Consider the following 24,988-nt stretch of genomic DNA (forward strand, 5'->3'; position numbering starts at 1 on the left):
GGTTGTAGGGCGAGGTCGGTCATTCCCAGGCGAGGAAGCCGGGAACGGCCGACAGCGGGGGCGCCGCGGCGAGCCGCGTCAGATCGGGGACCGGCCGGCACATTTGCGGCTCGCCTGCGAACGCGGCCTCAAGGCTCGCGGCAACCGAGAGCACGACGGCGTCGCCGCCACGCGGCCCGACGATCTGGAGGCCGAAGGGCAGGCCGGATTCATCGAGGCCGAGCGGAATGCTGATCGCGGGATGGCCGGGAAGCGTGACGGCATAAGCGAGCGCGAGCCAGTGGAAGTAAGATTTGGTCGGCACGCCATCGATCTCGGCCGGGTAGAGCTCCGACCACGGCCGCGGGCTCAGCGTGATGGTCGGGCTGATCAGCACGTCGGTAGCTTCGAAGAAGCTTTGCCAGGCGCGATAGATCCGCGTCTGCGTCGTTGCCGCCCGCGCGTGGTCTTCGAGCGTGTAGCCGAGGCCTTCCTCGACATTGGCGCGGACATTGGGGCCGAGCATTTCGGGACGTTCTTTGTAGTTCTTGCCGTGCGTCGCCAGGAACATGCCCGCCCGCAGCACGGCGAAGGCATCGTCGGCGCCGGAGCAGTCTGGCGTCGCCTCGCGGCATTCGGCGAACAGCGGCGCGAGCTTTTTCACACGTGTACGAAACACGCGCCGGATCGCCTGCTCGGTCGGGGCGAAGCCAAAGTCCTCGGTGACAGCGAGGCGCAGCTGGCCGAGGTCTGCGGGGCGCGCGGCGGCCCAGCGCTCGGCACGACCGCGCAAGGGTTCGCCGGGCAGCGTATAGGCGAGGGGATCGCGGCTATCGTCGCTCGCCATCACCGACAGCATCAGCGCGGCATCGGCGACGTTGCGCGCCATCGGCCCGTCGGTCGACAGGTTGGACCAGCCGAAGATGCGCTTCTCGCTGGGCACGAGCCCGTAGGACGGGCGCATGCCGACGATGCCGGCGAAGCCGGCCGGATTGCGCAGGGAGCCGCCGGTGTCGGAGCCCGAGGCGAGCGGGGCCATGCCGCAGGCGAGCGCCACTGCCGAGCCGCCGGAGGAGCCGGCTGCCGAGCGCATGGGATCGAAGGGATTGCCGGTCGCGCCGAACACGGGATTGCGGGTGTTGCCGCCCGCCGCCCATTCCGGCGTGTTGGTCTTGCCGAAGATGATGGCGCCGGCGGCGCGCAACCGCGCAACCGAGCCTTGGTCGGCGACCGGGACGTTATCCCCGAGCAGCGGGTTGCCATAGGTGGAGCGCATCCCGGCGGTGTCCTGGGTGTCCTTGATGAGAACGGGGAGCCCGTGCAGCGCGCCGCGATCCTCGCCGCGCAGGATGGCGGCTTCCGCTGCCTTGGCAGCGGCGCGCGCGCCTGATGCGTCCAGCGTCACGACGGCGTTGACGGCGGGATTGATGGCGGCGATGCGGGACAGGCAAGCGTCCAGAAGCTCGACGGGCGAGATCGCCCGTGCCGCCAACAGGCGGCGCAGCTCAACGGCGCCGGAATCGCAAAGCTCTGACAATGCCAGTCCCTTTCAAATCGTGAAATCGATCTAGCATATCGGAAATCAGCTTGCGCACTGCACACCGGTTTTTGCGCTCCGGAAATGCTCTCGACGACCAGCTGCGCCAAGATCACGTCGCGCAAACGCGCACCTCTGGTGACGACGAATTGCCGTCGTCGCGCGAGCAAGCAGAGCGTCGAAACAAAAACGCCCGGCTTTGCCGGGCGTTTCGCGTTGGATGTCCGGCTTTATTCACCGCCGCCGAAGCGGCGCGACCACCAGCCGGCACGACGCGGCGCGGCCGGGGTTTCGCTGGCGGGCTCCGGCGCAGGCTCAGGTGCCGGCGGCGGGGCAATCGGTTCGGCTGCCTGCTCAACCGGCGTGGCCGGCTCGCTTGGGCTGCTCGACAGGAAGCTCACCTTTTCCCGGACCGTGGAGCGGCGACGCGCGGCCCTGTCGTCGGCGGGCTCTTCTTCTGCAGCAACGGCAGCCGGCGTGGGCTCCGGCTGGGCGGGCGCCTCGGTACGCACTTCGGCGCGCGGCTCGGGCTGAGTGAACTGTGGCTCGGCGATGTGCTCGGCCTGCCCGATCGAGGGGGCAGGCTCGCCGCCGGCGCCGTCGAAATCGGCAACCGCGTCGGTCGCTTCCGGCGGCGCGCCGGCCGCAAGCTCGTCGCTGATGGAGCCGGCGAGACCGTCCTCGCCACCGCCGCGCCGACGGCGTCCGCCACGGCGACCACGCCGGCGGCGGCGATCGGCGCTGCCCTGCTGCTCGCCGCGGGCGGCCTGGTCCTCGCCTTCCTCGCCGTCCTGCTCGGACTCGGCGTCCTCTTCACCTTCGCCGGCTGCGACTGCCGCTTCGGACGACACTGGGGCGCCATCCTCGCGCACCTCGCCGTCGCGCTGGCCGCCGCGGCCGCGGCGACGACGGCGGCGCTTGCGGCGCTGGCCGTCCTGCTCGGGCGAGGCATCGCCTGAAGCCTGCTCTTCGGTGAGACCTTCGGTCTCTTCGGTCTCGACCTCGGATTCCAGCTCCGGATCGAATTCATCGTCGTCATAGGCCTCTTCGGCCACGGGCGGCGGGCTCGCTGCCGCCTGCGCCGCGAGCAGCGCCTTGGCGGCTTCCAGCGTATGGACCTGCTCGCCGCGGTCGATGAGATAGGCCTGCGGTCCGCTGACGCTGGGGTCGGCGATGACCGACAGCGTGACCTTGAAGCCGTTCTCGAGGTCGCGCAGATGGCCGCGCTTGTGGTTCAGCACATAGAGCGCGACGTCGGTGCGGGTGCGGACCACGAGATTGTGGGTCGCGCCCTTCATCAGGATCTCTTCGAGGCCGCGCAGGAGCTGGAGCGCCACCGAGGACACCGAGCGGACATGGCCGGTGCCGCCGCAATGCGGGCAGGGATCGGTCGAAGACTCCAGCACGCTGGCGCGGATGCGCTGGCGCGACATCTCGAGCAGGCCGAAATGCGAGATGCGGCCGACCTGGATGCGCGCGCGGTCCTGCCTGAGGCAATCGGACAGCTTGCGCTCGACCGCGCGGTTGTTGCGCTTCTCGTCCATGTCGATGAAGTCGATGACGATCAGGCCGGCGAGGTCGCGCAGGCGAAGCTGGCGGGCGACCTCTTCGGACGCTTCCAGATTGGTCTTGAGCGCGGTGTCCTCGATGTGGTGCTCGCGGGTCGAACGTCCCGAGTTGACGTCGATCGAGACCAGCGCTTCGGTCTGGTTGATCACGATGTAGCCGCCCGAGCGCAACTGCACGGTCGGCGAGAACATCGCATCGAGCTGGCTCTCGACGCCCATGCGCGAGAACAGCGGCTGGCCGTCGCGATACTGCTTCACCGCGCCGACATTGGCGGGCATCAGCATCTTCATGAAGTCGCGCGCTTCGCGGTAGCCGGATTCACCGGCAACCGAGATCTCGTCGATCTCCTTGTTGTAGAGGTCGCGCAGCGAGCGCTTGATCAGCGAGCCTTCCTCGTAGACGAGGGTCGGCGCCTGCGACTTCAGCGTCAGGTCGCGCACGGTCTCCCACATCCGGATCAGATATTCGAAGTCGCGCTTGATCTCGGGCTTGGTGCGGGCGGCGCCTGCGGTGCGCAGGATGATGCCCATGCCCTCGGGCACGTCCAGATCCTGCACCACTTCCTTCAGGCGAGAGCGGTCCTGCGCGCTGGTGATCTTGCGGCTGATGCCGCCGCCGCGCGCGGTGTTCGGCATCAACACGGCATAGCGGCCGGCGAGCGAGAGATAGGTCGTCAGCGCCGCGCCCTTGTTGCCGCGCTCTTCCTTGACCACCTGCACCAGCATGACCTGGCGGCGCTTGATGACTTCCTGGATCTTGTACTGGCGGCGCGGGCGGAAGGTGCGCTCGGGCACTTCCTCCAGCACGTCGTCACCGCCGACGGATTCGACGACTTCCTCCTCGGCTTCCTCGCCGTCCTCGTCCTCGTCTTCGTCGTCGTCGTCCTCGGCCGTGTCGCTGGCGGATTCGGCATGCGAGGCCTCTGCGCTCTCCCCGGCCGCGTACACAGCATCGGCCGGTTCGGCCGCTGATGTCACGGTTTCGGCGAGAGCCTCGGCATAGGCTTCGGAAGCTTGCGGCTCGGAAGCGGCAGCCTCCGGCGGCTCGGCGACGGTCTCGGTCGCGACCACGGGCTCGGCGCCGATTGTTGCGACGGGCGCGGGCGCCTCGTCGGCATGACCGTGATGTTCGTGCTCGCCCTCATGACCATGGTCGTCATGATCATGGGCATGATGATGATCGTCGTGATCATGGTCGCCATGATCGTGGTCGTGATGATCGTGCTCGCCGTGATGCTCGGCCTCGGCGTGCAGATGTTCGCCGTCCTGCGAGGCGCCCTCGGCATGCGCCGGCAGGGTCTCGCCCTCGACCGGCTGGGCCGACGGATCGGCGCCGGCGTCGAGGCCCTCGACGATGTCGCTGCGGACGCGATCGCCATGACCGCGGCGACGGGCGTTGCGGTGACGGGAACGGCGGCGGCCGTGGGAGCGGTTCTCGCTCTCTTCCTCGGCCTCGCGGTGGGCCTGTTCCTCGGCCTCGATCAGCGCCTGCCGGTCGGCGACCGGGATCTGGTAGTAGTCGGGATGGATTTCGCTGAAGGCCAGGAAGCCGTGGCGGTTGCCGCCATATTCGACGAAGGCGGCCTGGAGCGAGGGCTCCACCCGGGTGACCTTGGCGAGGTAGATATTCCCGCGCAGTTGCTTGCGTTGCGCGGTCTCGAAATCAAACTCTTCGACGCGATTGCCGCGGACCACGACGACCCGGGTCTCCTCCGGGTGGGTGGCATCGATCAACATCTTGTTGGGCATGTCTTAACTCTTGGCGGCGGCGGGCGCGATTCACCGTGGGCGCGAAGAGCGCTGCCGGGTGACGCGACGGTCCACCTGATTCGGGGGTGAGGGGAAGGCCGAAACGCCGTCTCTCGCGCCTTGCCGAATCGGAAGCATCAGGACCGAAGCGGCGCGCGGGATTGTCACTCCGCAGCGTCGCGAATGGTCCTTCAGAATTCGTCGGCACAGTCTGGCGCATCAAGCGTCGGCCCGTATGAAACATTGGGCGGCGGGGCCGCCCCTCAATCAGTTGCTGCTGGCCAGGCATGGCGCGAGCGCGCTCGCCTTGGGGATTACGAACCGCTCCCTTGGGATTAAGGGACCGGGTAACGGGTCGCGTCGCTGTCGAAACCGTCCCGGACACACAGAGGTAACCGGGGACCGTCCGCCACCGGGGCTTGACCCGTTCCACCTCGCTGCCGCGCACCGCGCTGGTCTTTGAGGAGAACGGAAAACGCTGGAATTCCCAAACCTTGAGAGTTCCGGCGCTGCACCGGGAGGCTGAATGCGACACAACCGGAAATATCGGCCGTCAGCACTCCGTACATACGTGGAATGGGCCAGCCGTGCAAGGAGCGTCGCACGGCGGTCACAGTCAGCGAGTTTCGCGTTTCCGTCATTAAGGATCAATTAACCCTGTGGTTCTATTGCGTTAAAAGGGCTGCTCGGAGGCACGGAATCGGTGGCGAGCCGCACAAATCAAAGGGTTTTGCTGGGATGCGTGCTGCTGTGCGCAGCCGTATTGCCATGTGCCGATTCCTCGCGCCTGAGCGCGGCGGAAAGCCAGCCGCAACCCTCTGTTGCGGTGACGAATTTTCCGATTGCCTCGGCCGCGCGGCTGGCCGGCGACGGCAAGCAGACCCGCTTCATCCTCGACCTGGATCAGACCGTCACCTTCCGTGCAGGCACGCTCGGCGACCCCTACCGGGTGGTGGTCGACGTGCCCCAGCTCAATTTTCAGCTTCCCGCAGGCACCGGGACCGGGCGGGGACTGGTCAAGGCCTTCCGCTACGGGCTGGTCATGCCCGGCGGCTCGCGAATCGTGTTCGACCTGACCGGACCTGCCAAGATCGCCAAGTCCTACGTGGTGGAGGCCGCCAACGGCCAGCCGGCCCGGCTGGTCCTCGAACTCGAGGAGGTCGAGCGCACCGCCTTTGTGCCGACGCTCGTCCCGGAAAACCGCCCGGAGCTGCGACCCGCGATCGCCGAGGCCCCGCCTGCGACGGTTCCGGCCGCGGCTTCGCCGGACGCCGCGCAGCAGAAGGCCGATGGCCGCCCGATCGTCGTGATCGATCCCGGCCATGGCGGCATCGACAACGGCACGCAGTCGAGCGGCGAGAGCGAGAAGAATCTGGTGCTGGCCTTTGGTCTCGCGCTACGCGACCGGCTGGAGAAGGCCGGCAAATACCGCGTGGTGCTGACCCGGGACGACGACACCTTCATCCCCCTCAATGACCGGGTCAAAGTCGCCCGCAACCTCAAGGCCGCGCTGTTCGTCTCGATCCATGCCGATGCGCTGCCGCGCGCCGAAGGCGATGCGCAGGGCGCGACCATCTACACGCTGTCCGACAAGGCCTCCGACGCCGAGGCGCAGCGGCTGGCGGATGCGGAAAACCGTGCGGACGCGATCGCCGGCTTCAACCTCGCGGAGGAGCCGACTGATGTCGCCGACATCCTGATCGACCTCACCCAGCGGGAAACCCGCACCTTTTCAAGCCGTTTCGCCCGCCTCTTGATGGGCGAAATGAAGTCGACCGTACGGATGCACAAGCATCCCCTGAAATCAGCCGGCTTCCGGGTGCTGAAGGCGCCCGACGTGCCATCGGTGCTGGTCGAGATCGGCTACGTCTCCAACAAGGGCGACCTCGAGCATCTGGTGTCGGAGGGCTGGCGGTCGAAGGCCGTGGGCTCGATGGCCCAGGCGATCGACGGGTTCCTGGCCAAGCGCATGGCTACCGCCGGGGCGTCAAATTGACGACCCGGGGATCGTCGAATTGAGAGGGATTTTCCGTACCGCCGCAAAAGCCCTAGTTTGGCCACAGCGGGCGCTTTATAAAAACGCCGCAGGGGGTTCCGGAATCGGCGAGAATCCCGCTCGGCAAGCGTCTTGGGTCCGGCACGGACAGTATTGAGTAGGCCGGTGAATTCGCGACGTGAGGTTGGTGCCTGTTTTGGGGTGCCAGTTTTTAGGTCCTATGGGGCTGATACTGGGCTGATCCAGAGTTTGAACGGATAAACAGATAATGCGTTTGCTGGTGCGGTTCATGGGCTTCCTGTTCGCCGCGGGAACAGTGCTGTTCCTTGTCGGTGTCGGAGCCGTGGCAGGCCTGATCTGGCATTTCTCCAAGGACTTGCCCGACTACTCTCAGCTTCAGGATTACGAGCCGCCGGTGATGACCCGCGTGCACGCGGTCGACGGCTCGCTGCTCGGCGAATACGCCAAGGAGCGGCGGCTGTATCTGCCGATCCAGGCGGTGCCCAAGCTCGTAATCAACGCCTTCCTGGCGGCCGAAGACAAGAATTTCTACGAGCATGGCGGCATCGACTACACCGGCATGGCGCGCGCCGGCGTGGTCTATATCCAGAATTACGGCTCCAACCGCCGTCCGCAGGGCGCATCCACCATCACCCAGCAGGTCGCCAAGAACTTCCTTCTGACCAACGAGGTCTCCTTCGCCCGCAAGATCAAGGAAGCCTTGCTGGCGATGCGGATCGAGAAGACCTATTCGAAGGACAAGATCCTCGAGCTGTATCTGAACGAGATCTATCTGGGCCTCGGCGCCTACGGCATCGCAGCCGCTTCGCTGGTCTATTTCGACAAATCGGTCAACGAGCTGACGGTGGCGGAAGCCTCCTATCTGGCCGCGCTGCCGAAGATGCCGGCGACACTGCACCCGGTCCGCAACCGCGACCGCGCCGTCGAGCGCCGCAATTACGTGATCGACCGTCTGCTGGAGAACGGCTGGATCAAGCAGGCCGACGCCGACAAGGCCCGCAAGGAGCCGCTGGCCGTCACCAGCCGGTCCAACGGTGCTCACACCTTCGCCGGCGAATATTTCGCCGAGGAAGTCCGCCGCGACATCTTCGAGCGCTATGGCGAGAAGAAGCTTTACGAGGGCGGTCTCTCCGTCCGCACCACGCTCGATCCGAAGATCCAGGTCATGGCGCGTAAGGCCATGGTGTCCGGCCTCGTGAACTATGACGAGCAGCAGGGCTATCGCGGCGCCATGAGCAAGCTCGACACGACGGGCGATTGGGGCGTCAAGCTCGCCGAGATCAAGTCGCTCTCCGACATCTCGCCATGGCGCATGGCGGTCGTGCTGGAAACCAGCGACCAGTCGGCGCGCATCGGCTTCCAGCCGAGCCGCGAGCTCGGCGGCGCCGTCAGCAAGCAGCGCGAGACCGGCATCGTCACGGTCGACGGCGTGCGCTGGGCGCGCGCCGCGCAGGGCGCCACGAAGGGCAAGGCGCCGACGGCGGTGTCGCAGGTGCTTCAGCCCGGCGACGTCATCTACGCCGATCCGCTCTACAAGGACGGCCAGCCTGTCGAGGGGCAGTACCGGCTGCGTCAGATCCCCGAAGTCTCCGGCGCGATGGTGGCGATGGATCCCTGGACCGGCCGCGTGCTCGCGATGGTCGGCGGCTTCTCGTTCGACCAGAGCCAGTTCAACCGCGCCACGCAGGCCTACCGGCAGCCCGGTTCGTCGTTCAAGCCGATCGTCTATTCGGCCGCGCTCGACAACGGCTATACGCCGTCGACCGTGGTGCTCGACGCGCCGATCGAAATCGACCAGGGCCAGGGCGCCGGGGTGTGGCGGCCCGAAAACTTCTCGTCCGGCAAGTTCCAGGGGCCTGTGACGCTGCGCAACGCGCTGCGGCAGTCGCTCAACACCGTGACCGTGCGCCTCGCGCAGGACATCGGCATGCCGCTGATCGGCGAATATGCGCGCCGCTTCGGCGTCTATGACGAGCTGCCGAACTACCTGTCCTACGCGCTCGGCGCCGGCGAAACCACGGCGATGCGCATGGTCACGGCCTATTCGATGCTCGCCAATGGCGGCCGCCGGGTGAAGCCGACCTTGATCGACCGTATCCAGGATCGCTACGGCCGCACCATCTTCAAGCACGACCAGCGCGAATGCCGAGGCTGCGATGCGCCGGGCGGCTGGAAGAGCCAGGCCGAGCCGCAACTGATCGATCGCCGGGAACAGGTGCTGGATTCCATGACCGCCTATCAGATCACCGAGCTGATGGAAGGCGTGGTCCAGGCCGGTACCGCGACCGTGGTCAAGGAGGTCGGCAAGCCGATCGCCGGCAAGACCGGCACCACCAACGAGGCCAAGGACGCCTGGTTCGTCGGCTTCTCGCCTGACGTGGCCGTCGCCATCTATATGGGCTACGACAAGCCGCGCGCGCTCGGCAAAGGCAACGCCGCGACCGGCGGTCATCTGGCAGCGCCCATCGCGCGCGATTTCCTCAAGCTCGCGCTCGCCGACAAGCCCGCGGTTCCGTTCAAGGTCCCGGCCGGCATCAAGCTGGTTCGCGTCGTCGCCAAGACCGGCATGCGCGCCGGCCCCGGCGAGACCGGCGGAACCATTCTCGAAGCCTTCAAGCCGGGCACGGCGCCGCCGGACAATTATTCGGTCATCGGCGTTGCCGACGCCGACGGCCGCATGCCGGCCTCGCAGCAGCAGCAACCGGATTCCGGCTTCTTCATGCGGCCCGGCACCGGCGGGCTGTACTAAGGCTTAGGACAAGACGGACGATCGCGGTTCCGGCGGTTGCGCTTTGCAGCCGCCGCCGCTACATCGGCGTTGCCATCAGACGCGGGAACATTTCCGCGAGACCAGAGAACCACATGCGCGCCGAAATCGAACGGTTGGTAGAAGAGATCAAGCAGTCAGTCGGGCTGCTGAGGAGGCATCTTTGACGTCGAGAAATCGACGGCGCGCCTCGCTGAGCTGAACAAGCTCGCAGAAGATCCCAACCTCTGGAACGATCCCCAGAAGGCCCAGAAATTGATGCAGGAGCGGACCTCGCTTGAGGATTCGCTCTCGGGTATCGGCAAGGTCGAGCAGGAGCTCGAAGACGACATCGGCATGATCGAGCTCGGCGAGGCCGAGGGCGATGCCGGCGTGGTGGCCGAGGCTGAAGCTGCGCTGAAGAACCTCAAGAAGGAAGTGGCGCGGCGCGAGCTCGAGGCGCTGCTCTCGGGCGAAGCCGACCGCTTCGATTCCTATCTCGAAGTCCATGCCGGTGCCGGCGGCACCGAGAGCCAGGACTGGGCGCAGATGCTCTTGCGCATGTACACGCGCTGGGCCGAAACGCACGGCTTCAAGGTCGAATACCTCGAAGAGTCCGAGGGCGAAGAGGCCGGCATCAAGTCCGCGACCATCCAGGTCTCCGGCCACAACGCCTATGGCTGGCTGAAGACCGAAGCGGGCGTGCACCGCCTGGTCCGCATCTCGCCGTTCGATTCCAATGCGCGGCGGCACACCTCGTTCTCGAGCGTGCAGGTATTCCCCGTCATCGACGACAGCATCAAGATCGACATCAAGGAAGCCGACGTCCGCGTCGACACCATGCGTTCGGGCGGCGCCGGCGGCCAGCACGTCAACAAGACCGAGTCCGCGGTGCGCCTGACGCATATCCCGACCGGTGTTGCCGTGGTCTGCCAGGCCGGCCGCTCCCAGCACAAGAACCGGGCCCAGGCCTGGGACATGCTGCGCGCGCGTCTTTATGAAATCGAGCTGAAGAAGCGCGAGGAGAAGGCCGCCGCCGACCAGGCCGCCAAGACCGACATCGGCTGGGGCCACCAGATCCGCTCCTACGTGCTCCAGCCCTATCAGATGGTGAAGGATCTGCGCACGGGCGTGCAGACCTCAGACACATCAGGCGTGCTCGGCGGCGATCTCGACGACTTCATGGCCGCGACGCTGGCGCAGCGTGCCTTCGGCACCACGACCGGCGACATCGAGGACGTCGACTGATCATGACCCGCATCGCCTTCATCGGATTGGGGCGGATGGGTCATGGCATGGCCGGCCGCTATCTCGATGCCGGCTTTACGGTGACGCTGTGGAATCGCAGTCGATCCAAAGCGGAAGACCTGATCGCACGCGGCGCGCAGTGGGCGACCTCGCCCGAGGACGCCGCGATCGATGCCGATGCCGTCGTGACCATGGTTGCCGACGACGAGGCCTCGCGCGCGGTCTGGCTGGGGCCGGAGGGCGCGGCCAAGACGGCGAAGGCGGGCACCATCGCGATCGAATGCTCCACCGTTTCCTATGACCATGCCCGCGAGATGGGCCGCGAGCTGAATTCGCGCGGGCTGATCTACATCGATTGCCCCGTGACGGGATTGCCGGACGCAGCGGCCGCCGGCAAGCTGACGCTGCTGGTTGGCGCCGACGCGGCCGATCTCGAACGGGCGCGGCCGTATGTGACGCCGATCGGCGCGACCATCCGCCATTTCGGCGCGGTCGGCTCCGGCACGGTCTACAAGCTCATCAACAACCTCATGGGCGCGATCCAGATCGCCGGCCTTGCCGAAGGTCTCGCCATCGCCGAGCAGGCCGGGCTCGACATGAACCTCGTGCTGGAATCGATCCAGGCAGGCGTCGCCGCAAGCCCGCAGGTCGCGCGTCATTCCAAGCGCATGGTCGCCCGCGACTTCAGCGGCGCGACCTTCACGGCAGCGCTGCGGCACAAGGATGCGGCCTATGCAGTCAAGCTCGCCGAGAGCCTCCTGGCCGACAAGCCGCTGGTCTCGCGCGCCGCGGTCGAGTCCTATGCCCAGGCGAAGGCGGCGATGCCGGACGATGACGAAGGCAGGATGATCGAGCTGGTGTCGCGGCCGAAGAAGCCGTCCTAGCCGGGCGTATCGACATGGGGCAGCCTCGTTCGGAACGCGGTCTTGGCATTGCCCTCGTCATCGCCGCTGCGGTTGCCTGGAGCACGGCGCCTTTCTTCACGCGGCTGTTGCCGTTCGATCCCTGGACCATTTTGTTCTGGCGCGGCCTGTTCGCCGGCAGCCTGATCACGGTGTTCCTCGTGGTGATGCAGGGCCGCGCTGCGCTATGGCAATTGGTCGTACCGGGGAGAGGCGGCCTGCTGGTCGCGTCATTGTCCGCGCTCGGCATGGTCTCGTTCATTCCCGCGCTCCAGATGACCAATGTGATGAATGTCGCGGTGCTGATCGCAACACAGCCCTTCGTCGCCGCCGCGCTGGCATGGCTGTGGCTTGGTGAAGCCGCGAGCTGGCGCACGCTGGTCGCGAGCCTGATTGCCTTTGCCGGCGTGATCATCACGGTCGGTGGCGTGCAGGCCGGCGCCGATGTCGGCGGCTTGGCCCTGAGCTGCCTGATGGTGCTCGCCATCTCCGCCATGACGGTCGTGGTCCGACGCCATCGCGAGACGTCGATGGTGGCGGCAGCGGCGCTGTCGAACTTCATGGGCAGCCTCGTCAGCCTCCCGTTTGCCCACGACATCGCCCATGTCGGCGGCCATGGCCTTGCGATCCTCGCGATGTTCGGCTGCCTTCAGGTCGCGCTCGGCCTGACTTTCTACATGCTCGGCTCGCGTCTGCTGCCGTCAGGACAGGCCTCCCTGATCGCGACGCTGGAAACGCCGCTGATGCCGTTCTGGATCTGGGTGGTCTTCCGCGAGGTACCCGCTGCGCACGCGCTGATTGGCGGCGTGCTGGTGATCGGGGCGGTTGTTGCCGATATCGCGAGTGATGTCCGGACTCGACGGCAATCCTGAGCAATGTTGTCGGAAATCGGGTGGCAAGGTCCGCCGCGCCGTCCTAGGCGGCAGACTTGGCCGCTGAGGTGAAACGCATGCCCCCGAATGATAACCGGATCGACGCGCGGGACTGGTCGCTGCTCGCCGTACTATCGATCCTCTGGGGCGGCTCGTTCTTCTTCAACGGCGCTGCCTTGCGTGAATTGCCACCGCTGACGCTGGTGTTTTTGCGCGCCGCGCTTGGCGCGGCCGTTCTGCTGCCGCTTCTTCGCATGCAGGGGATCGGCTTCCCCAAGAGCATGTCGGGCTGGAAGCCGTTCGTTGTGATCGGGCTGCTCAACAACGTCATCCCGTTCTCGCTGATCGTGATCGGCCAGACCTTCATTCCGAGCGGGCTGGCATCGATCCTGAACGCGACCACGCCGCTGTTCGCGGTGATGGTGATGGCTGCGGCGGGCGAAGAGGCCCTGCAGATCCGCCGGGTGGCCGGCGTGGCGCTGGGCCTCGCCGGCGTGATCATCCTGCGCGGATGGGGCGTCGAGACGCGGACAGGGCAGGGGCTCGGCATCCTGCTCTGCCTTGGCGGCGCTTTCAGCTATGGCTTTGCGGCACTGGCGGCGCGGCGGCTGTTGAAGGACGCAGCCCCGCTCGGCACGGCGACGTTTCAACTGATGGCTTCCACGGCGACGATGGCGATCGTCGCGGGCGCGGTGGAGCAGCCTTGGAGGCTTCCGATGCCGAGCATTACGACCTGGCTCGCCGTGCTTGGCCTTGCCGGCCTGTCGACGGCGCTCGCCTACATCGTCTTCTTTCAGATCATCCGGCGCTCTGGCGCCACCAATGTGATGTTGGTGACGCTGCTCATTCCCGTCACTGCCATCTTTCTGGGATGGCTGGTTCTGGGCGAGCCGATCTCCATGCGCGAGATCGCAGGTGCGATCATCATCGGCAGCGCGTTGCTCGTGATCGACGGGCGCGTACCAGCCCTGCTGCGGCGCGTCACGCAAGTTCCATAGTCGCCGTTTCACCACGCGGAAAATCGTGGCGCTTGCCAGCCATACGGAGCCTTGCGACACTCCCTGCATAACAAGACTAAAAGAATACAGGGGAGAAAACGATGCCGGGTCGTCGCGAAAACCTTGCTGCCCTCGCCATTCTTGCTGCCGGCGTGCTCGTCACGACACCGGCTTTGGCGGAGAAGAATTACGATCCCGGAGCCACCGACACGGAAGTGAAGATCGGCAACATCATGCCCTATAGCGGGCCGGCGTCGTCCTATGGCGTGATCGGCAAGTCCGAGGCCGCCTATTTCAGGATGATCAACGATCAGGGCGGCATCAACGGGCGCAAGATCAATTTCATCAGCTATGACGATGCCTATTCGCCGCCGAAGGCGATCGAGCAGGCGCGCAAGCTGGTCGAGAGCGACGAGGTGCTGTTGATCTTCCAGGCGCTCGGCACGCCTTCGAATTCCGCGATCATGAAATACATGAATGCCAAGAAGGTGCCGCAGCTGTTCGTCGCCTCCGGCGGCACCAAGTTCGGCGACCCCAGGAATTTCCCGTGGACCATGGGCTTCCAGCCCAACTACCAGAGCGAGGGCCGAATCTACGCAAAGTACATCCGCGACAATTTCCCGAACAGCAAGATCGCGGTGTTCTGGCAGAATGACGACGCGGGCAAGGATCAGTTCAAGGGCCTGAAGGACGGGCTCGGCGACAAGGTCAGCATGATCATCGCCGACAAATCCTATGAGGTCAGCGACCCCTCGATCGACTCGCAGATCGTGGCCTTGCACGATTCCGGTGCCGACATCTTCTTCTCATGGGCCGCGCCGAAGGGGTCGGCGCAGGCGATCCGAAAGGTCGGCGAGCTCGGCTGGAAGCCGAAGTTCTTCCTGGCCAACACCGCGACCTCGGTTGCCTCGGTGCTCAAGCCCGCCGGGCTCGACTATGCCAAGGACATCATCTCGACCGTCTATCTGAAGGACCCGACCGACCCGACCTGGGACAAGGATCCCGCAGTGATCAAATGGCGCGAATTCATGGACAAATACTATCCCGACGGCGACAAGGCCAACTCCAACAACATCTACGGCTACGTCCAGGCCGAGGCGATGGCGCAGGTGTTGAAGCAGTGCGGTGACAATCTCACCCGTGAGAACGTGATGAAGCAGGCCACCAACCTGAAGGATTTCCAGACCGATTTGATGCTGCCCGGCATCATGGTGAACACCTCACCCGACGATTATTTCCCGATCGAGCAGATGCAACTGATGCGCTTCAATGGACAGGCCTGGGAGCTGTTCGGAGACGTCATCACCGGCGAGGTCGGCCACGAGCGCAGCCAGTAGTCAGGGCCGGGCGGCGGTCTTTGCTTTCAAGGCCATGCCGCCGGCAACGCCGACGCCGAGCACATACATCCAGCCCTCGTGAAAATCGAACAGATGCGAGTTCAGAAGCGAGCTCGCAATGTTCTGGACGACGGCGACGAGGCCGATCCAGGCCGCAAGACCCTCGCCCAGGAACAGGCGGAGATGGGCGATCCACATGGCGTAGAGCAGGACGACGCCCAACAGGCCCCATTGCATGGCAACGTTGAGGGTCTGATTGTGCGGATTGCTGACGATCTCCGCATCGAGGTTGCTTCCACTCGTTGAGGCGCGCTCGAACTGGCGCTTGATCGAGCCGGTGCCATGGCCGATCAGGGGCGCCTCGGCAAAAGCATGGAGGGCCTTGCGACAATAGGTCAGCCGCTGCGCGGTCGAGGCGCGGCTGATGTCCTCATGGCCGTGGCGATATTCGACGGCGACGTCGGCAATGCGCTGGCGCAGATAGGGGGACGTCGTCCAGGCCAGCGCGCTGGCGGCAACCGTGCCCACGAGCAGAAGCATGGCCGCGCGCCGGCTCAAATGCCTCCAAGCGAACAAGGCGAGCAGCACCGTGATGCAGAGCAGCGCCGTGCGGGCCGAGGCGACGAACACCATGTTGGTGACGAACAGCAGGATCAGCGCCAGACAGGCCGCTGTTGCGGCCAGGCTACCGCCGCGCCAGAAAGTCAGCGCGGGCAGGACAAGCGCGAATGCGCAGAGCGTGAACTCCTGGCTCTGATCAATGTAGTTCTTGACGGGAACACCTGATGACGCCGTCGCGGTGATCTTCCAGGCGGGATCGAGCAGCACGACCCAGGAATAGACCGCAAGCAGCGCGCAGGAAACGAGGAAGGCGAGACAGACCCAGTAGCCGCGCTCCGACCGGCTGAAATGGTAGAGCAGCGCCGGGATCAGCACGAGCTTGGCGACCGGCTTGATCGCATGCAGCCTGTCGGCCCATGCGCCGTCGGACCACAATACGCCGAGAAGCGCGAGCAGCAGGAAGGCCAAGGGCAGGGCAAACGCCGGCTGTGCGAACTTGCGCGCATAGTCGCGCCAGTCGATGGTCGGCGTCACCGCGAGCAGCCAGAGCCCGACGAAAATCGAAGGCGCCGTGGTCGACCAGGGCAGCGACGCCGCGATCAGGACGGCGAGCACATCGGCGGCCCGGATCAGCGCGGCCGATTTGCTGAAGGCCTGCCACCGGGCGCGCAAGGGGGGCGGACCGGCCGGACCGGACAATGTCGCGGAAGCAGTCATGCGGAGCTGCGCCTATTGCGCGGCGACCAGGCTTTCCCGGGGCCTCTCGTGCCCAAGGAAGTCGCGCGCCTGCGTCTCGTAGCCGTATCGCTCGGCAAGCTCATGCCGCCTCGCGCGGATCCTGCCGCGCCACTCCTCCTGCCGCGTCAGCACGCGGGTGATTGAGGCGGCGATCGCGTCGGTCGAGAACGGGTCGAAATAGTCGGCAAGGTCGCCTGCGACTTCGCGGAACACGGCGATGTCGGAGCACAGCACCGGCGTGTTCGCAGCCAGCGCCTCGATGATAGGCACGCCAAAACCTTCCGCGAGGCTCGGCATGATCAGTCCGTGCGATTCCGCGATCAGGGCCGCCTTCTCGTGCTCGTCGACATAGCCGGCGAAGCGGACGTTTCGCGGCAGCTTGCGCATCCGGCTGATCTCCCCGGCATAGCCGATCACGACGAGATCGGCCTGCGGCACGTTGCGGAAGGCGCGGATGACGGTGGCGACGTTCTTGCGCGGCTCGTTCGAGACAATGACGACAAAGCTCGGCCGCCCCGGACGCCCCGACGGGGCTGGCAGGTGCAGGACATCCGGGGCGTCGAACCGGGTGCGGGGATACACGACCCGCGCCGGTAGGTGCGCATATTGCGGCAACAGCTCCCTGAACCGCATCATGCTATAGTTTGAAACGAAGGCGAGCTCGTCGGCCTGGCGCAGGCTGGTGCGGATTCGCGCCAGAAACTGCCGCGTCGCGATGTCGCTGAGCTTGAGGTCGGTGAGCGGCAACAAATCGTGGATCACGCAGATCACCTTGGCGCCGGGCCTGCGCGTGATCGCCACCCGGGTCGGGGTGTCCACGACGATGACGTCGTAGTCGCGCGCGTCGATGCGCGGCGGCGGCAGCAGGAAGAAGGCCGAGGAGTCCTGATAGTTGAAGAATCCGGGCTCGAGCTGAAAGTCGCCGAACAGTTCGAGGTGGCTCAGATCCGGCGGAATGTATTCGAGCGCGGCGGTCCGGTTCTCCATCAGCCGCGCGTTCAGGCCACGCAGGCCGATCGCGCGCAGGAGGCAGAGGACGTTGTCCCGCGACAGCAACATGCCGGCTCTGTGGCGGAGCCAGTCGAATTTGCGGCGCGTGCCGCTGAACGTCACCGGCCCGCTTACATTGATTTCGTCCAGGAAGCGATAAAGAGCAAGCAGCTCGATGTTGCGCGACTGTGCCGCAAACAGCTTTGTGCGTCGCTCGCGCCGGCAGAGCTTGCGGTAGCGCTTCGAGGTCTCCACCAGCAGCGTGAGTTCATGGCCTTCCGCGGCGAGCGAACGTACCAATTCGCGGGTGAAGTGGAAGATGCCGCGCTTGTGATTGGGTTGTCCGAGCGACTCGGAGACGACAAGGATGTTCTGTTTCATGCGCGTTTCTCGCGGAGCCCGAAGGCGTGCGTGGCCGGCGGCTCGACTGCGATGGTCGAAGCGATGCGGCCGTGATCGAGGTTGATGATGCTGGTGCAGGTGCGGCGCAGCAGCGGCTGGTCGTGCGAGGCGATGATCACGATCGCCGCCTGCGACACGAGATTCAGGAGCCGCATTTCGGCTTTCTCCGCAAAGTGTTCGTCGACCACGCTGAGCCATTCGTCGAGCAGGAGAATGTCAGCCGGAAATGCCGTGGCGGTCGCAAACAGCACCCGCATCAGCATGCCCGAGGAAAACATCCGCAGCGGCACCCGCTGCATGCGCGTCTCGAGCTCGGTGAAGGCCCAGATCGCGTCGATCACGCTGCGGGTCGGCTTGCGGCCGCTGATCCGCAGCAGCAACGCGATGTTGTCCTCCGCCACGAAGTCCAGGTTGACGCCGGCGTTCAGGCCGAGCAGGGGCACGACGTTGCCACGGACCGTGACGCGGCCGCTGCTCGGCGGGTAGACGCCGGCGATCAGACGCAGCAGCGTCGACTTGCCGGAGCCGTTGGGCCCGGCAAGCCCGATGCGGGCGCCTGCTTCGGCGTCGATCGTGACATTGTCGACGGCGCGGATGATCCGCATCTCGCCGGGCTCGCGGATGAGCTGGCCGAGCAGGCGCCGCTTCAGCGAGAAGTCGTAGGCGCCGTAGAGCGGATAATCGAGACAGACGTTGCGCAGGCTGATCGAGACCATGGGTCAGATCCAGAAGGCGGCTTTGCGCAGGTGGACCAGCGTCAGCACGCTCGCAAAGATCAGCAGCGCCAACGTAATGAGGACATAGACGACGCTGGTCGGATCGATCGGGACGCCCGCCAGCGGCTCGCGCCACACCGCGAACAGATGCGTCAGCGGATTGAGCCGCATCACCGTCGAGCGGTGATTGATGATGTCCGACGACCAGATCACGGGCGAGGCGAGGAAGGCGAGCATCAAGGTGGATTCGATGATCGGCTTGAGGTCGCGATAGCGCGTCGCCGTCGCGCCGAGGACGAGGCTCATGGCGAAGGTGCAGGCGACGAACAGCAAAAGGCCGGGCAGCGCCGCCAGCGCGTGAGAGAGGTCGTGTGGTGACAGGACGAGCCACAACACCAGCGGCACGCAGGCGTTATGGAGCGCGAACAGCGCCTGGCGGAAGGTGCATTGCAGCAGGAAGATCACCGGCGGCAGCGCCCGGTCGCGGATCAGGCTCGCGGAGTTCTGGAGCGCGGTGGTCGAATCGAGCACGACGCCGTTGAGGAAGGTCCAGGCCGTCATCGACAGCGCCAGCATCGGCAGGCGCGCCAGCATGTCGGTGTTCGACATCTGTCCGATCACCGAGCCCAGCACCGCGACCACGATCGCCATCTGGAGCGACATCCAGAACGGGCCGAGCAGCGAGCGAACGTAGCGGTGGCGCATGTCGGACCAGGCCAGCGCCGCCGCGATCCGGACGCTGTCCAGCCAGCCGGTCGCCTGCGGCGGCTCGGCGGCGGTTGACGGCTCCTCGCAAGAGGCGGTGACGGCGTCGCGATAGACGGTCTCCATGCCTTCCCTGAAGGCCGTGGCGGAGTAGCGAGTGAGCGCGCGCGTCCGGGCCGACAGCCCCATGCGACGGCGGCGCTCGGGATCGCGGATCAGCGTGTCGATGGCGTCACCAAGCTTTTCGGGATCGCCCGGCGGCACCGAGATCGCCTCCATGCCATGGCGGGCGACGCGCGGCACGGCGGTGTCGAGCGCGGTGTTCACCACGGGGCGGCCGGCGGCCATGGCCTCGAGCTGGACCAGGCCGAAGGTCTCGGCATTGGTCACCGACGGCATCACGAAGACGTCGGACAGGCACATCAGCTTGATGCGCTCGCTGTCGTTTACCGAGCCGAGCAGGCGGACGCGGTCACCGACACCGAGCTCCCGGATCAACTGCTCCAGTCGCGGCCGCTCAGTGCCTTCGCCGATGATCCAGACCTCGAACTTGCGGTTGACCGCGGCACGGATCAGGACGTCAAAGCCCTTGTAGGGCACGAGCCGGCCGCAGGCGAGCACGAGCCGGCCGCGATCGTTGACATGGTGCGGTTCGATCTTCGGCCAGTCGTAACCCGACGTGTCGATGCCGAACGGCACGACGTGGCACTTGTCATCGAACTCCCGCAGCAGCGGCGTGTTCTCGACCAGCACGTGGTCCGAGACGATGATTGCCTTGGCGCGTTGCAAGGTCCGCCGCATCAACGGCTCGACGAACCAGCGCAGGCCTGCATGGGTGACGATGTCGGCGTGCCAGTGCACCACCAGCGGCCGCTTGCGTCCGAAGCCGAAGGCGAAAACGAGGTCTGCGAGCGGGAAGGGCGCGTGGAGCGCGAGCAGATCGTGCTCGGCTATTCTGCGCCACAAACGCCAAGGATAGGCCGGGGCTGCGGGAAGCGACAGCAGATTGCCGAACGAGCGGACGCGCTCGACCGGCACGTCGTTGACGACGATCTGGCGCCGCTCGGCCGATTGCGAACAGACCAGCACGGTGGAGGCGAAGGCGTCCTTCAGGCTGGCGCAGATGTCACGGATCACCGTGAGCGTGCCGCCGAACAGGTCCGGATAATAGATCTTGAAGATGTGCAGCACCGACGGACGGCGCGGGGTTTCGTACGAGGTTTCTTGGGTGTGATGCATGATGGCGTCAGCCTGCGAGAAGGGCTGCGACGAACGGTGCGGCGAGCACCGAGATGAAGATGACGCCGCGCAGCAGTGCCGGCAGCATCGGCTCGATCGCGCCATGCCCCCGGTCGGGAGCAGGCAGCGCACGCAGTGAAACGGAATTGCGGACCAAGCGGTCAGCCATGGAAGAGAATCCCTTTACGTCGCGCCCCTCAGTGGCGTCTCGTATATGTGGGAAAAGTTACCACGTCAATCGCCCAAGGAGAAAAAGTGGGATTGTGTCCCACGCGAGGCATCTGTACAATTCAGACATGAATGCCAAGTCCGGGTCCAAGGCAGCGGCTCCGTCACCGAATGCCGCCACGAAGCTGCACGCGCCGCTGGCGCGGCTGCTGCGCCCGCTCGTGCGGCTCTGCATCCGCAGCGGCATGACCTTTCCGGCATTGGCTCAATTGCTTCGCGAACTCTTCGTCAATGTCGCCGAGCACGATTTCGCGCTGGAGGGAAAGGAGCAGACCGACAGCCGGGTCAGCCTGCTCACCGGCATTCACCGCAAGGAGGTGGCGCGGCTGCGCGGCGCCGGCGCGCCCGTGCACGAGACGCCGGCGGCGGTCTCGCTGACGAGCGCCGTGATCGCGCGCTGGCTTGCCGCGCCGGAATTCACCGATTCGAAGGGCGAGCCGCTGCCGCTGCCGCGCACGGCGGAAGGCGATGCGCCGTCGTTCGAGCAGCTCGTCGCTTCCGTCACCAAGGACGTGCGCCCGCGCGCGGTGCTCGACGAATGGATCGACCGCAAGCTCGTCACCATCAACGAGTCCGACGAGATCGAGCTGGTCGAGGCCGCCTTCGTCCCATCAGGCGAGGACGACAACAAATGGCACTATCTCGGCCGCAATCTGCACGACCATATCGCGGCCGCCGAGCAAAACGTCTCCGGGCCGGCGCCGCGCTTCCTCGAACGCGCGGTGCACTACAACAACATCTCGCCGAAGCTGGCACGGAAGCTCGAAGCGCGCTCGCGCGAGCTCGCGATGGACGCGCTGAAGACCGCCAACCGCGAGGCCAACCGCGCGCTCGCCAAGGACAAGGGCGGTGAGGCCCGCTGGAATTTCGGCATCTACATCTACAGCGAGGCTGCAGATGAGGAGGGGGAGGCCAAGGAAGGCGGCAAGGAAAACGTCAGGGAAGGCGGCAACAAGGGTGGTTCTTCATGAGCCGGCCGCCGCTGATCTCCCGCCGTCTGCTGCTCACAGGATTTTGGCTCGCCGGCACCGCGATGGCGCACGCGCAGGTCAAGCGCGGCACCGATCAGGGCATCGGCGGCACGGGGATCAAGCGCGGTGACGACCACGGCATCGGCGGCACCGGCATCGTCGGCGTGATCCAGCGGTTCGGCAGCATCTACGTCAACGGCGAGCGCGTTACCTATGCGAGCGACGTGCCTGTTCGGATCGACGGCGAGGCCGCGAGTCCGAAGGCGTTGCGCATCGGCCAGCTCGCGCGCGTGGTCGCGACCCGTCAGGCCGATGGCACGCTCGTCACGCGCAACATCGCGATCGCGAGCGAGGTCGCAGGTCCGATCGAGGCCGTGAAGGGCAACGAACTGACGGTGCTCGGCCAGAAGATCGTCGCAAGCGACAAGGAGAGCAAGCTTCGTACGGGCACGCAGGTGGCCGTCTATGGCCTGCGCCGGACCGACGGCGTGATCGTCGCAAGCCTGGTCGAGCCGCGGCGCGAGGCGACCGAGCGTGTCACCGGGCTGGTCGAGCGCGGGCCCGATGGCCTGCGGATCGGCGGGCTGAAGCTGAGCGGCGTCGATCCGCTGCTGGTCGGCCAGCGCGTCCAGATCGAAGGCAGCTCGAGCCAGGGCGCGATGCAGGCGGCGCGCGCGCGGATCGACGATTTCTCGGATCTCGTCGGCGCGAGCCGCCTGTCGATCGAGGCTTACGTGCAGCGCGCGGGCGCGAACCTCCAGCTCGGCTCCGGGCTGATTGCCCGTGACAGCTCGCGCTTCGGCCCAGCGGCCGGCGAAGCCCGCATGGTGGTCAACGGCGCCTTCGATCGCTCGCGCGGCTTCCAGGTGGATTCGGCCCAGGCCATCGGCCACGGGCCGGGAGCGCCTCCGTCGGGCGGCGGCAATCTCAACCGGTCGCCCGGCGGCTCGATCCTGCATCCGAATCGTGGTGCGACCAATCCGGGCGGCAGCCGGCCCGGTGCACCAGGTTCGTCTGCACCGGGATCAGGCCCCGGCACGGCTCCGGGCTCCGCCCCGACAGGACCGAGCGGTCCGTCAGGCCCGGGCGGACTTGGTTCACCCGGCGGCCCGATGGGGCCCGGCGGTGGAATGGGTGGTGGCGGCTTCGGTGGCCCCGGAGGCGGGATGGGCGGCGGGCGGCGCTAAGCGGCGCCCGCGTTCAAAGTGCGCCGCGCGGGCTTAGCCGGCACTGAGGCGCACGCCAGCGCGCAAGAACTTCTGCGGGTCGACCGCTTCGCCTTCGATGCGGGTTTCGTAGTGCAGATGCGGGCCGGTGGAGCGGCCTGTCGAGCCGACGAGGCCGACGACCTGACCGATCTTCACGATCTCGCCGACCTTGACGTTGATCTCGGAGAGATGGCCGTAGCGGGTCGAGAGCCCATTGCCGTGGTCGACCTCGATCATGCGGCCGTAGCCGCCGGACCAGCCGGCCGAGACGACCTTGCCATTGGCGGTGACGCGCACGGGATCGCCGGTCGCGGCGCGAAAGTCGAGACCGGTGTGCATCGCGGGCCGGCCGAGGAACGGATCGCTGCGCACGCCGAAGCCGGAGGTGAACTCCACCTCGCCGATGACGGGCTTGCGGTAGGGCACCAGCGCCAGCGTGCGATTGAGCCGGTCCATCTCGGCGCGCGTGGTGTTGATGCGATAGAGCTGCTTCTCGAACGGTCCGGCATTGGCCGTCAGCTTGACGGGCACGAACGGTCCGCCCATGGCGGAACGCGGCACGGCGGCTTCGAGACTGGCGAGATTGAGGCCGAGATCGCTGACCACGCCGCGCATCCGGCGCATGCGTGAATCCATGCCTTCCTCGACGGCGCCGAGCGCCGCCATCTGGCGACGCTCCACCTGGTCAAGCGAAGTCGTGAGCCGGACCAGGACGTTGTCGAACCCCTGGTTCTTGGCGAATTGGCTGGTTGGCGGTGCCGCGACGGTCGGGGCGCGCGATTCGAGTCGCGCTTCGCGATCGGGCGGGGCCACGAAGATCACGGTGTCGCTGATCGGGGAGGGCTTTGGCGTGCCCTGAGCCGCACTCGAATCGCCGCGCTGCGGGGCCGCGCGAGGAATCGATCCGGTCACGTCGGGCATGGCCCCGAGCGCCGTCGCCCGGGACTCCAGCGCCGTCTGGCGCTTCATGATCTGGTCGAGCTTCTGGTCGAACTGTTCCTGGTCCAGCAGCTGCCGGCTGGTGGTGCGATCGACCTTGGCGCGCAGCTCGGCGATGCGGTCCTCATAAGCGTATTGCATCTCGGCTTGGCGGGCGATCAGCCGGGTCAGGACGTCGTCGCGGAAGGCGAAATAGGTGGCGGTCGCCGCCGACCAGAGGCCGAGCAACACCACGGTGCCGACCACGATCCAGAACACCACCGGACCCAGGCGAACCTGCTTGCCGTGATGGACGATCGTGTAGGCGTCATCGGCGTCGGGAAGGGGAATCGGAGCAGTCGCCGCGACAGCGGCAGAACGGCGCTGGAAGGCCCGTCCGTGGTCGTGGGGATGATGTTGGGGGTACTGCGAGTATTGGGCAGGACTTTTCGACATCGGCACTCCGGTGCCGGTCGGAACGGTTCCTTGCGGCTCAATTGCCGCAGCAATCTGGGCCGGTCATGGTTAATTTTCCGGAAACGGGAACGCTCGAATTTAACGGTCTGGTTAAAGACTTCTTGCCGCGTCCAGCACCTGATCGGCATGGCCGTCGACCCGGACATTGCGCCAGACCTTGGCCACCTTGCCGTCGGTCCCGATCAGCACTGTGGTGCGAAGAATGCCGAGGAAGGTCTTGCCGTACATCGATTTTTCGCCCCAGGCGCCATAGGCCTCCAGCATCTCGTGCTTCTCGTCCGAGATGAGAGGCACGGCGAGCTTGTGCTTGTCGCGGAACTTCTCCTGGGCCTTTAACGGATCGGCCGAGATGCCGAGCACCGCCGTGCCGGCCGTGGTGAAAGCGTCCGCCAGCCGGGTGAAGTCGATCGCCTCCCTGGTGCAGCCGGGCGTGTCGGCGCGGGGATAGAAGAACAGGACGAGCTTCCGGCCGGCATAATCCGCCAGAGAAATCACGTCGCCGCCATCGCGGGGCAGGCGGAAGGCGGGCGCCTTCTGGCCCTCGGTCAGGGCGGACTTCGCGCCCGCGGGCGCGGACGCCGATTTGGAAGAATTTAACTGTTTCGATGCGGCCTTATGCGATCCTGCTTTTGCTATGGTCTTGGTTGATTTGGTCGCCGGTGTCCGCTGTGTTTTCGCGGACTTTGTTTGAGTCGTTGCCCGCTTTGTCGGGGCCTTCTTTTTAGCCGTTGCAATGCTGGAGGGCGTTTTGGACGATTTCTTTCGGGATTTCTTGGACATACGCCTTCCTTTCGACGCTTTCGGCGGGTCAACCAAAGCGGTATTGCAGCTCTCACCCGGTGTGTCGGAATCGCCCTCTCGGCTGGGCAAGTCTGACGACGC

Annotated in this window: 18 protein-coding genes; 9 read left to right on the forward strand and 9 right to left on the reverse strand. The window is 66.1% G+C overall.

The genetic code is table 11. From position 1 onward, the window contains the following. Nucleotides 1-19 precede the first annotated feature (19 nt). On the reverse strand, nt 20-1,516 hold the full coding sequence (locus tag I3J27_RS17670) for an amidase (RefSeq protein ID WP_270171788.1): 1,497 nt from the start codon (nt 1,514-1,516) through the stop codon (nt 20-22). A 230-nt stretch (nt 1,517-1,746) separates the two neighbouring features. Beyond that, nucleotides 1,747-4,833, reverse strand: a complete 3,087-nt coding sequence (locus I3J27_RS17675) for an Rne/Rng family ribonuclease (RefSeq protein ID WP_270171791.1) — start codon at nt 4,831-4,833, stop codon at nt 1,747-1,749. A 703-nt stretch (nt 4,834-5,536) separates the two neighbouring features. Between I3J27_RS17675 and I3J27_RS17680 the strand changes: the two genes are divergently transcribed. The 7 genes from I3J27_RS17680 to I3J27_RS17710 all read left to right on the forward strand — a co-directional run bounded on the left by I3J27_RS17680 (nt 5,537) and on the right by I3J27_RS17710 (nt 14,953). Next, nucleotides 5,537-6,829, forward strand: coding sequence for an N-acetylmuramoyl-L-alanine amidase (locus I3J27_RS17680; protein ID WP_270171793.1), 1,293 nt, complete (start codon nt 5,537-5,539; stop codon nt 6,827-6,829). Between the two features lie 268 nt (nt 6,830-7,097). Further along, the gene (locus tag I3J27_RS17685) at nt 7,098-9,599 is read left to right on the forward strand and encodes a penicillin-binding protein 1A (RefSeq protein ID WP_270171795.1); all 2,502 of its coding nucleotides are present in this window, start codon (nt 7,098-7,100) and stop codon (nt 9,597-9,599) included. A gap of 113 nt (nt 9,600-9,712) precedes the next feature. Continuing rightward, nucleotides 9,713-10,844, forward strand: a protein-coding gene (gene prfB / locus I3J27_RS17690; protein WP_270171797.1) for a peptide chain release factor 2 whose coding sequence is annotated in 2 segments (ribosomal slippage) — nt 9,713-9,781 and nt 9,783-10,844 — 1,131 coding nt in all. Because the reading frame shifts where the segments join, the coding sequence is not laid out codon by codon here. Next, nucleotides 10,745-11,728, forward strand: coding sequence for an NAD(P)-dependent oxidoreductase (locus I3J27_RS17695; protein ID WP_270172829.1), 984 nt, complete (start codon nt 10,745-10,747; stop codon nt 11,726-11,728). The genes prfB and I3J27_RS17695 overlap by 100 nt, the downstream gene beginning before the upstream one ends. Nucleotides 11,729-11,742: 14 nt before the next feature. Beyond that, on the forward strand, nt 11,743-12,618 hold the full coding sequence (locus I3J27_RS17700) for a DMT family transporter (protein ID WP_270171799.1): 876 nt from the start codon (nt 11,743-11,745) through the stop codon (nt 12,616-12,618). Between the two features lie 77 nt (nt 12,619-12,695). After that, nucleotides 12,696-13,616 carry a DMT family transporter gene (locus I3J27_RS17705; RefSeq protein ID WP_270171801.1) on the forward strand — a complete coding sequence of 307 codons (921 nt, stop codon included), beginning with the start codon at nt 12,696-12,698 and terminating at the stop codon, nt 13,614-13,616. 101 nt (nt 13,617-13,717) lie between these two features. Beyond that, nucleotides 13,718-14,953, forward strand: coding sequence for an ABC transporter substrate-binding protein (locus I3J27_RS17710; protein WP_270171803.1), 1,236 nt, complete (start codon nt 13,718-13,720; stop codon nt 14,951-14,953). On the opposite strand, the gene I3J27_RS17715 is transcribed toward I3J27_RS17710, so the two are convergent. From I3J27_RS17715 to I3J27_RS17735, 5 genes are read right to left on the reverse strand one after another with little or no spacing between them, the layout of a single operon-like run. Beyond that, nucleotides 14,954-16,231, reverse strand: a complete 1,278-nt coding sequence (locus I3J27_RS17715; protein ID WP_270171805.1) for an O-antigen ligase family protein — start codon at nt 16,229-16,231, stop codon at nt 14,954-14,956. Between the two features lie 12 nt (nt 16,232-16,243). Then, nucleotides 16,244-17,623, reverse strand: a complete 1,380-nt coding sequence (locus tag I3J27_RS17720; protein WP_270171807.1) for a glycosyltransferase family 4 protein — start codon at nt 17,621-17,623, stop codon at nt 16,244-16,246. Next, nucleotides 17,620-18,360 (reverse strand): ABC transporter ATP-binding protein, encoded by a 741-nt coding sequence (locus I3J27_RS17725; protein WP_270171809.1) that lies wholly within the window; start codon nt 18,358-18,360, stop codon nt 17,620-17,622. Before I3J27_RS17725 ends, I3J27_RS17720 begins: the two co-directional genes overlap by 4 nt. 3 nt (nt 18,361-18,363) lie before the next feature. Continuing rightward, on the reverse strand, nt 18,364-20,304 hold the full coding sequence (locus I3J27_RS17730) for a glycosyltransferase (RefSeq protein ID WP_270171811.1): 1,941 nt from the start codon (nt 20,302-20,304) through the stop codon (nt 18,364-18,366). 7 nt (nt 20,305-20,311) lie between these two features. After that, nucleotides 20,312-20,473: a hypothetical protein gene (locus I3J27_RS17735; RefSeq protein WP_270171813.1), complete on the reverse strand. Its 162-nt coding sequence runs from the start codon at nt 20,471-20,473 to the stop codon at nt 20,312-20,314. Between the two features lie 127 nt (nt 20,474-20,600). Here I3J27_RS17735 and I3J27_RS17740 point away from each other — a divergent pair, with 127 nt between their 5' ends. Then, nucleotides 20,601-21,503 carry a DUF6502 family protein gene (locus I3J27_RS17740; RefSeq protein ID WP_270171815.1) on the forward strand — a complete coding sequence of 301 codons (903 nt, stop codon included), beginning with the start codon at nt 20,601-20,603 and terminating at the stop codon, nt 21,501-21,503. After that, complete coding sequence (locus I3J27_RS17745; RefSeq protein ID WP_270171817.1) at nt 21,500-22,690, forward strand: DUF5666 domain-containing protein; 1,191 nt, start codon at nt 21,500-21,502, stop codon at nt 22,688-22,690. Before I3J27_RS17740 ends, I3J27_RS17745 begins: the two co-directional genes overlap by 4 nt. 33 nt (nt 22,691-22,723) lie before the next feature. On the opposite strand, the gene I3J27_RS17750 is transcribed toward I3J27_RS17745, so the two are convergent. Next, nucleotides 22,724-24,085 (reverse strand): M23 family metallopeptidase, encoded by a 1,362-nt coding sequence (locus I3J27_RS17750; protein WP_270171819.1) that lies wholly within the window; start codon nt 24,083-24,085, stop codon nt 22,724-22,726. A gap of 111 nt (nt 24,086-24,196) precedes the next feature. Continuing rightward, on the reverse strand, nt 24,197-24,886 hold the full coding sequence (locus tag I3J27_RS17755; RefSeq protein ID WP_270171821.1) for a redoxin domain-containing protein: 690 nt from the start codon (nt 24,884-24,886) through the stop codon (nt 24,197-24,199). Between the last annotated feature and the right edge of the window lie 102 nt (nt 24,887-24,988).

The sequence above is a fragment of the Bradyrhizobium xenonodulans genome (genome assembly GCF_027594865.1).
GTDB lineage: Bacteria > Pseudomonadota > Alphaproteobacteria > Rhizobiales > Xanthobacteraceae > Bradyrhizobium > Bradyrhizobium xenonodulans.

What these genes read in the sequence shown, in the direction of transcription:
- I3J27_RS17685 (WP_270171795.1), top strand. Translation starts at nt 7,098, where the DNA reads ATGCGTTTGCTGGTGCGGTTCATGGGCTTCCTGTTCGCCGCGGGAACA.
- I3J27_RS17730 (WP_270171811.1), bottom strand. Translation starts at nt 20,304, where the DNA reads ATGCATCACACCCAAGAAACCTCGTACGAAACCCCGCGCCGTCCGTCG.
- I3J27_RS17715 (WP_270171805.1), bottom strand. Translation starts at nt 16,231, where the DNA reads ATGACTGCTTCCGCGACATTGTCCGGTCCGGCCGGTCCGCCCCCCTTG.
- I3J27_RS17705 (WP_270171801.1), top strand. Translation starts at nt 12,696, where the DNA reads ATGCCCCCGAATGATAACCGGATCGACGCGCGGGACTGGTCGCTGCTC.
- I3J27_RS17700 (WP_270171799.1), top strand. Translation starts at nt 11,743, where the DNA reads ATGGGGCAGCCTCGTTCGGAACGCGGTCTTGGCATTGCCCTCGTCATC.
- I3J27_RS17710 (WP_270171803.1), top strand. Translation starts at nt 13,718, where the DNA reads ATGCCGGGTCGTCGCGAAAACCTTGCTGCCCTCGCCATTCTTGCTGCC.
- I3J27_RS17740 (WP_270171815.1), top strand. Translation starts at nt 20,601, where the DNA reads ATGAATGCCAAGTCCGGGTCCAAGGCAGCGGCTCCGTCACCGAATGCC.
- I3J27_RS17720 (WP_270171807.1), bottom strand. Translation starts at nt 17,623, where the DNA reads ATGAAACAGAACATCCTTGTCGTCTCCGAGTCGCTCGGACAACCCAAT.
- I3J27_RS17675 (WP_270171791.1), bottom strand. Translation starts at nt 4,833, where the DNA reads ATGCCCAACAAGATGTTGATCGATGCCACCCACCCGGAGGAGACCCGG.
- I3J27_RS17755 (WP_270171821.1), bottom strand. Translation starts at nt 24,886, where the DNA reads ATGTCCAAGAAATCCCGAAAGAAATCGTCCAAAACGCCCTCCAGCATT.
- I3J27_RS17725 (WP_270171809.1), bottom strand. Translation starts at nt 18,360, where the DNA reads ATGGTCTCGATCAGCCTGCGCAACGTCTGTCTCGATTATCCGCTCTAC.
- I3J27_RS17745 (WP_270171817.1), top strand. Translation starts at nt 21,500, where the DNA reads ATGAGCCGGCCGCCGCTGATCTCCCGCCGTCTGCTGCTCACAGGATTT.
- I3J27_RS17735 (WP_270171813.1), bottom strand. Translation starts at nt 20,473, where the DNA reads ATGGCTGACCGCTTGGTCCGCAATTCCGTTTCACTGCGTGCGCTGCCT.
- I3J27_RS17750 (WP_270171819.1), bottom strand. Translation starts at nt 24,085, where the DNA reads ATGTCGAAAAGTCCTGCCCAATACTCGCAGTACCCCCAACATCATCCC.